Source organism: Granulicatella sp. zg-ZJ (assembly GCF_010892355.1).
In the GTDB taxonomy this organism is placed as follows: domain Bacteria; phylum Bacillota; class Bacilli; order Lactobacillales; family Aerococcaceae; genus WM01.
This window is the reverse complement of the sequence record NZ_WNJY01000010.1, coordinates 42,922-58,121: the sequence shown is the minus strand read 5'-3', so window position 1 is coordinate 58,121 and position 15,200 is coordinate 42,922. Positions and strand designations below refer to the sequence as shown.

Annotated in this window: 13 protein-coding genes; 2 read left to right on the top strand and 11 right to left on the bottom strand. The window is 33.6% G+C overall.

Annotation, left to right across the window (positions count from 1 at the left end; genetic code table 11):
* The coding region (locus tag GMA11_RS04430; protein WP_163546015.1) for a transposase at positions 1 to 404 on the top strand (404 nt) is incomplete at its 5' end.
* Positions 405 to 585: 181 nt separating this feature from the next.
* Here the strand turns inward: GMA11_RS04430 and GMA11_RS04425 are convergent.
* The 4 genes from GMA11_RS04425 to GMA11_RS04410 form a co-directional block, all read right to left on the bottom strand.
* Positions 586 to 4,164 carry a Spy0128 family protein gene (locus GMA11_RS04425; protein WP_163546014.1) on the bottom strand — a complete coding sequence of 1,193 codons (3,579 nt, stop codon included), beginning with the start codon at positions 4,162 to 4,164 and terminating at the stop codon, positions 586 to 588.
* A 186-nt stretch (positions 4,165 to 4,350) separates the two neighbouring features.
* Complete coding sequence (locus tag GMA11_RS04420; protein ID WP_163546013.1) at positions 4,351 to 4,965, bottom strand: Ig-like domain-containing protein; 615 nt, start codon at positions 4,963 to 4,965, stop codon at positions 4,351 to 4,353.
* Positions 4,966 to 5,254: 289 nt separating this feature from the next.
* Entirely contained in the window at positions 5,255 to 6,682 is a 1,428-nt protein-coding gene (locus GMA11_RS04415; RefSeq protein WP_163546012.1) for a 6-phospho-beta-glucosidase, read from the bottom strand.
* Positions 6,683 to 6,755: 73 nt separating this feature from the next.
* Complete coding sequence (locus GMA11_RS04410) at positions 6,756 to 8,594, bottom strand: beta-glucoside-specific PTS transporter subunit IIABC (protein WP_163546011.1); 1,839 nt, start codon at positions 8,592 to 8,594, stop codon at positions 6,756 to 6,758.
* A gap of 182 nt (positions 8,595 to 8,776) precedes the next feature.
* Between GMA11_RS04410 and GMA11_RS04405 the strand changes: the two genes are divergently transcribed.
* Positions 8,777 to 9,655 (top strand): MurR/RpiR family transcriptional regulator, encoded by an 879-nt coding sequence (locus GMA11_RS04405; protein ID WP_163546010.1) that lies wholly within the window; start codon positions 8,777 to 8,779, stop codon positions 9,653 to 9,655.
* Between the two features lie 79 nt (positions 9,656 to 9,734).
* On the opposite strand, the gene GMA11_RS04400 is transcribed toward GMA11_RS04405, so the two are convergent.
* The 7 genes from GMA11_RS04400 to GMA11_RS04370 form a co-directional block, all read right to left on the bottom strand.
* On the bottom strand, positions 9,735 to 10,355 hold the full coding sequence (locus GMA11_RS04400; protein ID WP_163546009.1) for a recombinase family protein: 621 nt from the start codon (positions 10,353 to 10,355) through the stop codon (positions 9,735 to 9,737).
* Between the two features lie 367 nt (positions 10,356 to 10,722).
* On the bottom strand, positions 10,723 to 11,031 hold the full coding sequence (locus GMA11_RS04395; protein WP_163546008.1) for a branched-chain amino acid transporter permease: 309 nt from the start codon (positions 11,029 to 11,031) through the stop codon (positions 10,723 to 10,725).
* A complete protein-coding gene (locus GMA11_RS04390; RefSeq protein ID WP_163546007.1) occupies positions 11,028 to 11,714 on the bottom strand; it encodes an AzlC family ABC transporter permease in 687 nt (228 codons plus the stop codon). Before GMA11_RS04390 ends, GMA11_RS04395 begins: the two co-directional genes overlap by 4 nt.
* Positions 11,715 to 11,825: 111 nt before the next feature.
* Complete coding sequence (locus GMA11_RS04385) at positions 11,826 to 12,617, bottom strand: TIGR00282 family metallophosphoesterase (protein WP_163546006.1); 792 nt, start codon at positions 12,615 to 12,617, stop codon at positions 11,826 to 11,828.
* A gap of 1 nt (position 12,618) precedes the next feature.
* A complete protein-coding gene (locus GMA11_RS04380; protein ID WP_163546005.1) occupies positions 12,619 to 13,161 on the bottom strand; it encodes a cysteine hydrolase family protein in 543 nt (180 codons plus the stop codon).
* A complete protein-coding gene (locus GMA11_RS04375; protein WP_163546004.1) occupies positions 13,161 to 13,850 on the bottom strand; it encodes a 5'-methylthioadenosine/adenosylhomocysteine nucleosidase in 690 nt (229 codons plus the stop codon). Before GMA11_RS04375 ends, GMA11_RS04380 begins: the two co-directional genes overlap by 1 nt.
* 141 nt (positions 13,851 to 13,991) lie before the next feature.
* Positions 13,992 to 15,122 carry a site-specific integrase gene (locus GMA11_RS04370; RefSeq protein ID WP_163546003.1) on the bottom strand — a complete coding sequence of 377 codons (1,131 nt, stop codon included), beginning with the start codon at positions 15,120 to 15,122 and terminating at the stop codon, positions 13,992 to 13,994.
* Between the last annotated feature and the right edge of the window lie 78 nt (positions 15,123 to 15,200).

Genomic DNA, 15,200 nt, shown 5'->3' with positions numbered 1-15,200 from the left:
AATCCTTTAAAACATATCTGACACACGCACAAATCCTTGATAGATTATTAGACTATAGTCCTGTTTTAAAACAAGCATATGAGTTTGTACAAGAGTTGAGATATGCTTATAGACAGCGAGATTTTGATTTATTTATGGAGGTTATTCATCATATTGACTCGACATTACCAGAGTGGTTTAGAAAGAAATTTGATATTTTTAAAACCTATCAGAATGGTATTTATCAAGCTTTTACCACACCTTATTCAAACGGTATCACAGAAGCTATCAACAATCATATTAAAGTTATCAAACGCATTGCCTATGGCTATAGACGTTTTTCCTATTTTAGATTACGTATTTTAATCATACAACACCATTCCCAATGGCAGAAAAAGAATGTGAAAAAGGTAGTGAATGGTTAATGCCATTCACTACCAACATACCCACTATTTCTCTCCACCAACATAATTTGACGAAGAGCCTAATTAAAATAAAAAGTGTGAAACGCCTACCTGGTGTTTCACACTTTTTTAGTTCTGTTTTAGTAATAGTAAAACTGGCTACCACAATTTGACAAAAAATCTATTTTATTAAATGAATTTATCATGATTTTTGACGATACTGATACACAATACCTGATGTTAAAACTAAACTAAAACCAACTAACATCAATATAGATGACAAAATTGTGTTTGTTCCTGTTTTTGGTAAAACTGGTTTCTCGTTTTCACGAGATTGTGTAGTAGTTATTGTCATTGTTTTACTTGAATGTAGTTCTTTTGGTGGTACTGTTGGTGTATGATATGTATTTACAAATACTGGTTCATCTGATACTCCATTGTATAAAACAGTTGCTACTAATCTTCCAGCTTCTTCTGTCACTGTAATGGTAATAGCTATTTGTGTCATATCATAAGTAATATTTGCATTATCTCCAATAACTTCATTCATCACAAAATAATATGTACCTACTTTATCAAATGATAATGGTGTAAATGAAATCTTACCATCTTGTTTATTCGATACTTGTTCAATAACTGTATCATTTTGTTTTAAGACAAACATAAAATCTTGCCCATTTAACATTTTATTTTCTAAAACTTTTTTAGCTTTTAGCGTTACATCTACCGGTGTTGCTTTTGGCTCTGTATATATGTTTGTAAAGACTGGTATTGTTTCTGTTTCATCATATGTGACAGTTGCCACTAGTTGATTGTTGTCGCCTTTTGTTACTACGACTTTGACTTGTTTTTCTGTTGCGTCATAGGTGATATTGGCTTGCTTATCATTTTTCTCTGAAATTGTGTAAGTAAATGTTCCCTCGGCATCAAAATGTTGTGGAGTAAATGTAATCGTTCCATCTGCTTTGTTTGTCGCTGTGGCGATTACTGCATTATCTTTTTTCAACTCAAAGGTAAATTGATTGTCCACCAACACTTTACCTGTTAATTCTTTTTTAGCTTTTAGCGTTACATCAACTGGTGTTGCTTTTGGCTCTGTATATGTATTTGTAAAGACTGGTATTGTTTCTGTTTCATCATATGTGACAGTTGCCACTAGTTGATTGTTGTCGCCTTTTGTTACCACGACTTTGACTTGTTTTTCTGTGATGTCATACGTCACATTGGCTTGTTTATCATCTTTTTCTACGATTGTATAAGTAAATGTTCCTTCTACATCAAAACGTTGTGTATCGAATGTAATTGTGCCGTCTGCTTTGTTTGTCGCTGTGGCAACGACTGCATCACCGTTTTTCAATTCAAAGGTAAATTGATTATCCGTTAATGCTTTTCCTGTTAATTCTTTTTTAGCTTTTAGCGTTACATCTACCGGTGTTGCTTTTGGCTCTGTATATGTGTTTGTAAAGACTGGTATTGTTTCTGCTTCATCATATGTGACAGTTGCCACTAGTTGATTGTTGTCGCCTTTTGTTACCACGACTTTGACTTGTTTTTCTGTTGCGTCATAGGTGATATTGGCTTGCTTATCATTTTTCTCTGAAATTGTGTAAGTAAATGTTCCCTCGGCATCAAAATGTTGTGGAGTGAATGTAATCGTTCCGTCTGCTTTGTTTGTCGCTGTGGCAACGACTGCATCACCTTGTTTCAATTCAAAGGTAAATTGATTGTCCACCAACGCTTTGCCTGTTAGTTCTTTTTTAGCTTTTAGCGTTACATCTACCGGTGTTGCTTTTGGCTCTGTATATATGTTTGTAAAGACTGGTATTGTTTCTGTTTCATCATATGTGACAGTTGCCACTAGTTGATTGTTGTCGCCTTTTGTTACTACGACTTTGACTTGTTTTTCTGTTGCGTCATAGGTGATATTGGCTTGCTTATCATTTTTCTCTGAAATTGTGTAAGTAAATGTTCCCTCGGCATCAAAATGTTGTGGAGTGAATGTAATCGTTCCGTCTGCTTTGTTTGTCGCTGTGGCAACGACTGCATCACCTTGTTTCAATTCAAAGGTAAATTGATTGTCCACCAACACTTTGCCCGTTAGTTCTTTTTTAGCTTTTAGCGTCACATCAACTGGTGTTGCTTTTGGCTCTGTATATGTGTTTGTAAAGACTGGTATTGTTTCTGTTTCATCATAGGTTACTGTTGCCACTAGTTGATTGTTGTCACCTTTTGTTACCACGACTTTGACTTGTTTTTCTGTGATGTCATAGGTGATATTGGCTTGCTTGTCATTTTTCTCTGAAATTGTGTAAATAAATGTTCCTTCTGCATCAAAATGTTGTGGAGTAAATGTAATCGTGCCGTCTGCTTTGTTTGTCGCTGTGGCGATTACTGCATTATCTTTTTTCAACTCAAAGGTAAATTGATTGTCCACCAACGCTTTGCCTGTTAATTCTTTTTTAGCTTTTAGCGTTACATCAACTGGTGTTGCTTTTGGCTCTGTATATGTGTTTGTAAAGACTGGTATTGTTTCTGTTTCATCATATGTGACAGTTGCCACTAGTTGATTGTTGTCACCTTTTGTTACCACGACTTTGACTTGTTTTACTGTTGCGTCATAGGTGATATTGGCTTGCTTATCATTTTTCTCTGAAATTGTGTAAGTAAATGTTCCCTCGGCATCAAAACGTTGTGTATCGAATGTAATCGTGCCGTCTGCTTTGTTTGTCGCTGTGGCAACAACTTCATCACCTTTTTTCACTTCAAAGGTAAATTGATTGTCCACCAATGCTTTTCCTGTTAGTTCTTTTTTAGCTTTTAGCGTTACATCTACCGGTGTTGCTTTTGGCTCTGTATATGTGTTTGTAAAGACTGGTGTTGTTTCTGCTTCATCATATGTGACAGTTGCCACTAGTTGATTGTTGTCACCTTTTGTTACCACGACTTTGACTTGTTTTTCTGTTACATCATACGTCACATTGGCTTGTTTATCATCTTTTTCTACGATTGTATAAGTAAATGTTCCTTCTGCATCAAAATATTGTGGAGTAAATGTAATCGTGCCGTCTGCTTTGTTTGTCGCTGTGGCTACGACTGCATCACCGTTTTTCAATTCAAAGGTAAATTGATTGTCTGTTAATGCTTTTCCTGTTAGTTCTTTTTTAGCTTTTACCGTTACATCTACTGGTTTAACAGCAGTATCTTTTTTGTTAGAAATATTCAAACGAACAGGTGTTTTATCTATTTTCATTTCTGCACGCTTTGGATTGACATCTAAAATATATCCTGCTTTAGATTTTTTCTCAACGATAGTATATGTTCCTGGAACTAATTCTGGTGTAATCGCAACACCTTTACTATCTGTTGTGATTTCATAAGAAATAGAAGTATCATCTTCTTTTGTAACAACGAATACAACACCTTCTAATAATATTGTTGCATCATCAGCATCATACTTCGTGATTTTAATTTTTCCAGTTAAATCAGATTGTATGGTTGCACCAGCTTTTTGTATAGCAATTTGTTTTTGAGTATGTTGAGTAGCTGTATTATCTTTTCCTCTATAAGAGTCAAATGTTTTTTGAGCTTCTCCACCAACTAATAACGATACAGCATTGCTTATTTCTGTTTGATCTCCAGGATTTGTTGTACGATATTCTAAAAGATAGCTATTTGTACCAACAGCATTCCCTAAATTTAATTCAAATGCGGTTCCACCGTCTTTTATGGTTAATAAAGCGATTGTTCCAGCAGGTGCTGCGTCAAACTCCTCTTTATTCATTGTGATTGATATATTTTCTTCAGATGTGACATCTGGTAAAAAAGATTCTTGATTATCAAATATTACTTTTTTTAATACAAATGAATCTTTTAAATAGGTTGTTAATGTATTATCTTCAATATTGATATTGTCTTTTACCGTAACATTTGTATCTCTATAATCATATTTTTGACGATTGATACGTACTTACCAACCTAGTGTTTCTTCATTGCTATTATAACCAACTTTAAAAATACTTTCTCCAATTATTTTATAAGCATCTAAAGGATTTTCGACATAATTATATACCACCTCGTACGTTGAGCCGTCTGGAAATGTAAACTGATTACTTCCTTCTTGTAAACTCAATGTTGATTCTGCAGAAAATGCTCCTTTTACATTTGCTTCTTGTTCAATATTTTCATTAAAGGTCACTGTAATTTTTCCTGTATCTGAATCAGATACCATTGTCCCTAACTGAATATTCGTTTCTGGATGAATAAGTGGATATGAACCTGAAACTAAGTGAATATACTCAGGTACACTTACTGTAAAATAATCGCCAGATGCAAGTGTAGCACCTAATGAAGATAAATCATACTTACCTGTAAAAAACACTTTCGCATTTAGTGTTTTGGTAGTTCCTGTTTGTGTATTATTTGTTCCAGACAATGGTTTTGAACCAGAGCTGTCTTTTATAATTATATCGCTTAATGTCACTTGATTGGTTAAATCTCTTCCTGTTGCAAAAGCAGAAATACTCGGCATAAAAAGACTCAAAAATAGTATCATCAATGTGATATAATTGATTTGTTTTTTCATTTAATTGTGTTCCTCTCATTAGTTAATTCAATAAGTGTACCCACCCCCATAGGTACGCTTTTCTATTCTACTCTATTATCGTTTTCAATACAATAGTCAAACCAACAAAACCTCTCCTTCACATTAAATGTTATGTCTAAAACATAAGAAATTCCAAATCAAATAGTAAGAATGTATTTAAATCCGTATCTTTCTATTTATTAAAATTTATATCCTTTTTGTCCAATTTTTTTAACGAAAAGCAAAAGACAGTGAATAACTAAGTTTATCCACTGTTCAAATATTTGCTTTATAATACATCTCCGTTTGACGCAATTACTTGCTTGTACCAATCAAATGATTTTTTCGGTGTTCTTTTTAGCGTTCCATTTCCTGTATTGTCTTTATCTACATAAACAAATCCGTAACGTTTTTTCATTTCTCCAGTTGAAGCGGATACTAAATCAATCCAACCCCATGGCAAATAACCAATTAAATCAACACCGTCTAACTCAACAGCTTTTTTCATTTCTTTGATATGTTCACGTAAATAGTCAATGCGATAATCGTCTTCAATATGTCCATGTTCATCAACTGTGTCATTGGCACCTAGCCCATTTTCAACGATGAACAGTGGTTTGTTGTAACGCTCATACAATGCATTCATTGTGATACGCAAACCTACTGGGTCTATTTGCCAGCCCCATTCGCTTCGTTTCAAGTATGGATTAATCAGTGTTGGGAACACATTACCACTTGTTTTTTCTGAATTTTGTTCTAATGTTCCAGTTAAGCGTGACGAATAATAACTAAAACCAATATAGTCAACCGTGTTTTGTTTTAAAATCTCTAAATCATCAGATGCCATTTCCAACACAACACCATCTCGTTCCATTTGTTTTAATGCATAGTTCGGATAAGCCCCTCTTGATTGCACATCAACAAAGAAGAAATTATGTCTATTTTTTTCTGCCGCATCTAATACATCATTTGGATGACTTGTTTGTGCATAATATTGTCCAGCTGCAATCATGCAACCAATTTGCATATTTGGATTTATATCTTTTGCAACTTTTGTGACCAATGCACTTGCAACTAATTCATGATGAGCTGCTTGGTACAAGACCTGATTTTTGTTTTCGCCTGATTCAAAAGATATACCTGCTCCCATGAATGGTAAGTGCAATAACATGTTAATCTCATTAAAAGTCATCCAATATTTTACTTTTTGGCTAAAACGAGTAAACAGTGCTGTTGCATAGCGAACATAAAAATCAATCATTTTTCTGCTCTTCCAAGAACCGTATGTGTCTACTAAATGAAGCGGTACATCAAAATGGCAAATCGTTACAACCGGTTCAATACCATTTTCCAATAAAGTATCAATAATGTCCTCATAGAAAGCTAATCCCTCTTCATTTGGTTGCTCTTCTTCTCCAGTTGGAAAAATTCTTGCCCATGACACAGAAAAACGATATGCCTTAAATCCCATTTCTTTCATTAACTGAATGTCTTCTTTGTAATGTGTATACATATCAATGCCTTCTCTAGCAGGGAAATAGGTATCTTCTGGTACATCTTTATAGGATAGCTCTCCTCTCATCACAGGAAAACGATACTCACCTTGTGGAATGACATCCACACTCGCCAATCCTTTGCCACCTTTATCGTAGCCTCCTTCTACTTGATTGGCTGCCGTTGCACCACCCCATAAAAAATCTTTTCTTAACGCTACCATGATAATCTCCTTTATAAAATGGTTCCCATTTTTGAAATAGTCAAAAATGGGAACACGTATTTAGGGAAATTCCCTATTTATTGATTTTAAATAATTCCTCTCCTGCAAATACAGAAGTGTTCTCTGTTGGCGTAATTGACGTTACAGCTTCTTGATTTGTCACAAGAATAGGTGTTACACGTTCGTATCCTGCTGCATCAACTTTATCAAAATCAACTTCAACAAGTGGTGTACCCACAGCTACTGTTTGGCCTACTTTTGCCAATAGTTTGAAACCTTCACCTTTTAAATTCACTGTATCTAAACCAATGTGAATTAACAATTCAATACCATCAACTGTTTTTAATCCAATCGCATGTTTTGTATCAAAGATTGCAACAATCTCTCCATTAACTGGAGATAAAATTGTTGATTCTTCTGGAATAATCGCAACCCCTTGCCCTAACATACCAGAAGCAAATGTTGCATCACTCACGTCACTTAATGGTATAACTTTTCCTTTTACTGGAGAAACAATACGATCTGTTTGTAAATTTTCGCTTACTTTTTCAACTGATTCTTCTTTATACAAAACATACGTAATGATAAAAGATAATACCACAGATAATACTAAGCCTGCTAAAGCAACGTACAAGTAATACAATGTATTTTCACCGATATAACTTGTAATGGTTAATAAACCTGGTGAACCACCTGAGAAGTTACGTGCGTTCATAATACCTAAGAAGAAACCACCAATACCACCTGAAATCATTGTTGCGATTAAAGCTGCTTTGTTTTGTAATGTCACCCCGTATAAAGCAGGTTCAGTGATACCGAATATAGCTGTAATCCCTGCTGAAGATGCCAATGCTTTTTTGTTTACGTCTTTTGTTTTAAATGCAATCGCTAAAGCTGCCCCACCTTGTGAAACATTTGATGCAAGCATTCCTGGTTGTACGACTGTATCATACCCAATCGTCGCACGATTATTGATACCAATAGACACTAAACCATAGTGCGTTCCTGTCATAACTAAGAATGGAGAGAAAATACCTACAACTGTTGGTACAACCCATGGTCCAAATGTTTCTAAGAATTTAAAGAATGAACCTAACCATTGTCCAACAATCGCACCAATTGGTCCTAAAACTGTAAATGTCACAACAGATGTTACTAATGCTGTAATCAATGGAACAGAGAAAAACTTAATGGCTTTAGGTGAAATTTTATCCGCAAAGCGTTCCACATAACTCATGAATAATACCGATAAAATCACTGGAATAACTGTTGCTGAATAACCTACTGGTGTAATTGGTAAACCAAACAAATGAATACCCGCACCTGATTCTTTTGTTGCTGCTACTAAACCGACAAATGTTGGGTGTAATAAAAATGCTCCCATTAACATCCCTAAATATTGGTTTGTTTTAAATTGTCGAGCTGCTGTTCCACCTAAGAAAATTGGTAAGAAGTAAAATCCTGCATCTCCAATAAAGTTAAGAATTTGATAGTTTTGATCTTTTGTTGTCACTAATTTGAACACAACTAATAAAGATAAAACTGCTTTAATCATACCAGCTGCTGTAATAACTGGTAAAACTGGTGTAAAAATACCAGAAATCGTCGCCATCAATCTAGCACCGATTGTTTGTGATTGCGTAGTATCCACTTCTTTTTCTTCCTTAAAGCCACCTAACTCAACTAAAGGACGGTACACATTCGCAACATCACTACCGATAATGACTTGATATTGTCCACCACTTTGTACGACACCAACTACACCCGGTGTCTGTTTTAGAGCGTTTGTATTCGCTTTTTGTTCATCTACTAAAACAAATCTTAAACGTGTTGCACAATGTATTACACTTGACACATTTTCTTTGCCGCCGACTTCTCTCAAAATCGTTTGCGCTAAATCTTTATAATTCATAAAGCACCTCTTTGACAATAATATGTTTGATAAAAAGTTGTTGCTTTCTATCTTTACGAAAGTATGATAACATCAGAGATAAGAAAAAGAAACACAATGAAAGCACTTACGAACACCGTTCTTTTTTCTGCTTGTTTTTTGTGTTTTTATTGCGAACACTGTTCTCAAATTAAGGAGTTATCATGTTAATTAAAGAAAAACTAGAAAACTTAAAATTCACAAATAGTGAACAAATTATTGTAGACTATTTATTAAAAGAACAATTGAATATTCAATACAAATCAACTAGCCAAATTGCCAAAGAAACATATAGCTCAAAATCAACAATTGTGAAAGTGGCTCAAAGACTTCATTTTAATGGGTGGAGTGATTTTAAAGAAGCTTATTTAAATGAATTAAAATACTGGGAAAATCATCATTTTGAAATTGATGCGAACTATCCGTTCACAAAACAAGATAATCTTTTAAAGGTAGCTCAAAAAATTGCTTTATTGGAACAATCAGCCATTGAAGACACTTGTTCATTACTCGATTATGCCACTTTAAAACAAGCTGTATCTATCATACAAAAGGCAACCTACACACATTTATTCGCACTTTCTAATAATCTATTAATTTCTCAAGAATTTAAATACAACATGGCTCGTATTAAAAAGAGAGTGGATGTTCATACTGTTCAAGGTGAAGCAATGTTTGAAGCTACTCTTGCCAATAAAGAAGAATGTGCAATTATCATTAGTTATTCTGGGGAAACAGAAACTATTGTTAAAATTGCTCAACTATTACATCGGAAACAAGTTCCTATGATTGTCATCACCAATATTGGAGAAAGCAGTATTTCAAAACTAGCACATTGCGTCTTAAAAATGTCTACTAGAGAACGTTTGTATTCTAAAATTGCCACATATGCAAATGATGCTTCTATCACCTATTTACTCGATGTTTTATATTCATGTATTTTCCAATTAGATTATGAGAAAAACAGTGAATTAAGACGAGATACATCCATGATTTTTGAAGCAAGCAGACATACAAATTTCAGCCTTTTAAAAGAAAAATAAACAAATCTCACATATCTTGTACGTTTTGCTTAAAATAAAAGAGGTAAGTGGATACTAATGTACCCATTTACCTCTTTTGCTATCTATATTTATTCAATTCGTGTGCTTCCTCATATTCCTCTTGCAACCAATTATGAAATGTGGTCTTAGATACCCCTAATTGTTTTGCACCTTCTCGAATTGTGATTTCTTTTCTTTTCCACAAAGTATAAAATTCATGAAAATAACTTGGTCTTTTTTTCCTAGGTCTACCAAATTGTATTCCTTTTTTCTTTGCTTCTTCGATACCTTCCATTTGCCTTTGCTTTGTGTTTTCTCGTTCAACTTGAGCCACATAAGACAGTATTTGCAGTGCCAATCCAGAAATAAATTTACCTGTAATATTGTCAATTTCTGAGTTAGTATTCAATAATGGAAAATCTAAAACAGTAATATCAATTTCTTTTTCCTTAATTAAATAGCGCCACTGCTCAATGATTTCGTCATAATTTCTTCCTAGTCTATCTATTGACTTTATAACTAACTCATCCCCCTTTTGCATTCGTTTTACCATTCTTTTATACATAGGACGTTTAAAATCTTTTCCTGATAGCTTATCAATATAAATATATTTTCTATCTATTTTTTCTTTAAGCATCGCTGTCATTTGTCTATCTATATTTTGTTCTTTTGTGGATACCCGTACATAACCATACTTCATTGTTCTTCCTCCTAATGATAAGTCATGGCTCGTTTCTCCTTACTTCACATAACATTCCAAACAAATGTAGATACTTTACCAAGTATACATTTTACATAATCAGCTTAATAGTTGTTTTTGTAAGATACAGTAAGTATCCTACACTCTTAACTTTAATGATTGATAAGACTATGCTGTTTATATCTATTGGTTTTTATACCAAAAATTATGATTATTCGTTACATACTACCCTTTTCCCCCATTTATTTTTTGTATTTTTTACTCATTATGTGACAAAATGTTGTCTTGTGTTGCTAAGAGTCACTTACCATCATCTCGTCCTATGTTGGTCATTAAAATTAAGCACAAAATAATAAAGAACGCTTATTTAAATAAGCATCATAAATAAAATAGTTGGCACTAGTACACTTAATAGTACGTTTCTCTTCCAAAGGTGTAAAAGTACGACAACCCCACTCATTATACATACAGTCAACATTGTTTTTGTATCTGTATATAAATAATCTTTGACTGAATACAACACAAGTAGTGTCATGATTGCCTGTGGCAATACATCTTTTAAATATTCTAATAAGCTAGGTACTTTTTTCATTTTTGATAAGACAATAAATGGTATTGCACGAATAAAAAAAGTGACAAAACTAGCTATCATTATCCCCAGTAGTACATATATCATACCATATTTTCTCCTTGTTTTTTATCATAAAAAAGGACGAGTAAAAAAATAATACAGCATAAACTATATATCAAAAAATACTTTGTCCCGAATAGATATATCATTGCCAGACCTGTTACTCCCCCTATTAAAAAAGGCAATTTAGAAATTGATTGCTTCCACTGCTCAATGACAATCACAATGAATAAAGCCGTCATAGAAAATTCGACACCTTTCATATCAATAGGCAATGTATTCCCCAAAATACATCCTAATATTGTCCCACTAATCCAATAAATATGATTGAATAACGCAATATAAAAGGCAATATCTTGATGCTCATCTGTCAATTTGACACCGAGTAAGACAGAAAATGTTTCATCCGTTAATGAAAAAATCATGTATGGATATTTCCAACCCATTTTTTTGAATAACTCAACAAATCGAATACCGTAAAACAGATGCCTGCCATTGATAACAACAGTCATCAACGCAATGAACCATAATGGTGTTTGTGCTGCTAATAAAGACACTAATGCAAACTGCATAGAGCCTGCATAAATGACAATACTCATCAAAACTGCCCAATACCATTGAAATCCCGATTGTAACATCAACAAAGCAAATGCACTTCCAAGACATAAATACCCTAAGCAAATGGGTAAACTATGAAAAAATGCTTGCTTAAATGGTGTTTCTATCATGAAATCCTCCTTATCATCCCAAGAAAAAAGAGTAAGAGAGTAATATTAAGAAGTAAAAACACTCGTTTAACATTATTCTCTTATCCATAAATTTTAAATGTGTTGTTTCTATTATAATTGTCTATCTGGATTAATCATAATATTTTCAATTTTTTTCGCTTTACCACTCACATCGTCTAGTTCAATAAAACATGCCGATAAAATTTTTCGACCACTATCAATCACTTCGTGACGAGCTGGTAAATGTGTTTGAAATCGCTCGATAATATTTTCTCTTTTTAATCCTAAAATACCGTCATACGCTCCAGTCATACCCACGTCACTCAAATATGCTGTTCCATTCGGTAAAATACGTGCATCATTCGTTTGAACATGCGTATGTGTCCCAACAACAGCAGAGGCAAGACCGTCCATAAACCACCCCAATGCTTGTTTTTCACTTGTTACTTCTGCATGAAAATCAATAAAAATATGAGGAGTATATTTGCGACATTCTTCCACAATTTCTTTACCAATTTTAAATGGATCTTCTAAAGCGTTCATAAAAACTCTACCTTGAAGATTGATAATAGCCAATTTAAGTTGATTCACGCTAATAATCGTATAGCCTTTACCTGCGACAGCTTTAGGAAAATTAGCCGGCCTTACAAGTTTTGGCGCACGGTCAATAAAATCAAAAATATCTTTATTATCCCATGTGTGATTTCCCATTGTAATCACATCAATACCTGCTTGAAGTAATTGCTTATATATTTTTTCAGTAATACCTTTACCATGAGCTGCATTTTCTGCATTGGCAATGGTTACTTGAGGACGATATTTTTGTTTTAATTTTGGTAATGTTTCTTCAAGCATTTCACGACCAATATTTCCAACTATATCACCTATAAACAAAATTTTCATGCTATCCTCTTTCTATTGTTGCACCAAGTACTTTTTCAAAATGGTCTAATGCAAACCGATGTCCATCTTCATTAAAACTTGCGACGGCTTTTTCATGAATAACAATTTTATAGCCTAATTCATAAGCATCAATTGCTGTATGTAAAACACAAATATCTGTGCATACCCCACATAAATGGATAACTTCTATATGTCTTTCACGCAAACGATGATCTAACTCTGTCCCTGAAAAAGCAGAATAACGGCGTTTGGCCATTTGATAACATTCCGGATGAGCTTTTGCATATTGTTCCAGTTTTCCATATAATACTCTACCTTGTGTATCTTCAATATTATGTGGTGGGTATAATTTTGTTTCAGGATGATACACATCATTACGTTCATGTTTATCAATCGCAAAAATAACATAGTCTTGACGTTTATTAAAGGTCTTAACCAGTTCCATAATCTTTTCTTCAATCGCTTTCCCATTTTCCCCACATGTTAACGCCCCATTATCATCAATAAAATCATTCGTATAATCAATGACAATTAAACATTCCATTACATATCCTCCAACATCGCTAAGACCATTTGTGCTGATTTTTCACCTGCTGTAACAATAAATTCATCAAATGAAACAGGTGCTTCATTATCTGCATTATCTGAAATGGCACGTACCACAACAAATGGTACTCCTAATACATGACATGTTTGGGCAATAGATGCACCTTCCATTTCTGTACAAAGAGCATCTGGGAAATATTTTTGAATACGCGCAATACTTTCCGGAGCAGCTACAAATGTATCTGCCGATACAATCTCACCAACATTAGCTCGCAAAGATACTTTTTCGATTGCTTTTTGTGCGTGTGCCATTAACTGTTCATTCGCTTTGTAATATAATGGCATTTGAGGGATTTGTCCCACTTTATACCCAAATACCGTTGCATCTGCATCATGATAGGCTACTTGATTAGACACCACAACATCTCCAATGGATAAGCCTTTTTTCAGACTACCTGCCGAACCAGTGTTAATCACATAATCAACGTCAAATTGACTAATCAATAGTGTCGTTGCTATTGTTGAATTAACTTTTCCAATACCGGACTGTACTAGTACAATATCATGTTGATACAATTGACCCGTAATAAATGTTAAATGATAACATTGTTTTTCAACAATATCACTCATCTTTGTTTTTAACAAAACTGTTTCTTGTGCCATAGCACCAATAATTCCTATTTTCATCTATTCTCTACCTTTCCTATTTCGTAAATGCAACTTATAGTATTTAAAAATAAAATATGTTTAAAAACCTATTGTATCAAGGTTTCTAATCTTTTTTGTTTATATGGCAAAGCACTTTGACCAAGAAATGACTAAGACCATTCAAAAATTAATGTATTGTTGGAATTTTTCCGCCATGCTATCAAGCTGATTTTTAGTCACATGGGCATATATATCCATAGTTGTTTTTATATCAGAATGACCTAATCGGTTTTGAACCTCTTGGATACTTGCACCACTTTCAAATAATAAAGAACAATGTGTGTGTCTAAACCCATGCAATTTTATATATGGAATATTATTTTTTTGTGTAAACTTAGTCCACTTTGTACGGATAAACGCCGAACAGAGTATATTATTTTTGTTTGTTGTAAAACATAACTGGTTTTTGTCGCTTGTGTTGTAACCTAATATCAACATTTCTTTACGTTGCTGTATTTGCCAAAGTTTGATGATGTTAGCCGTTTTTTTATCAATAGTAATCGTTCGTTCGCTTGTCTTTGTTTTAGGGGAATGTATGACAAGTTTATCTTTTGTAAATGCTACCGTCTTGGATATATGAATAGTATTTTGGGTAAAATCTATATCCGACCAATTCAACGCTAGACACTCATTGATACGAATACCAGTGAATGCTAATATGCGAATGACTGTATATAGTTGTTTATCTTCTGAATGTTCTAAAGTATCTAAAATAGTTGCAAGTTCGCTCTTTTCATAATATACTTTATCTACAGTCTTTTTTGTTTTTTTTGGTATTTGAATGTTTGCCATAACATTATTTGTGATAATGTTTAATTTTATGGCGTATTCAAGTACCTTTTTTATATATACAACAATCGTAAAAAAATTAGCGTAATATTTTGATAATTCATTAACAAAGCGTTGGCAATAGGTCACGCTTATTTTTTTTATTTTTAAATGGGCAAAATGCGGTAGTATATGTAGTTCAAACCAATTTTCTACTGAATATAGCGTACTAGCTTTTACGGTGTTTTGGTAGCCCTCTAACCACAACTCGTAGACCTCTTGAAAGGTCACAACGTCATTACTCATCAAACCGTTTTGTTGTATATCTGTTTGTAATTTTGCTAATTCTAGCTTAGCGTCTTTCATGGTTTTAAACCCACGTCGTGTTGTGTGTCGTTGTTTATTTGTGATTGGGTCAATGCCAAGGTAAGCCTTAAACATATAAGCAGTAGAACCATCTTTTTTTGTGTATTTTTTTATCATTTTTTCTTTTCCTTTCTTACACAACCACAGTCAAAAAAGGATAAATAATAAAATTGCTTAATATAAAAAAATGAAAAA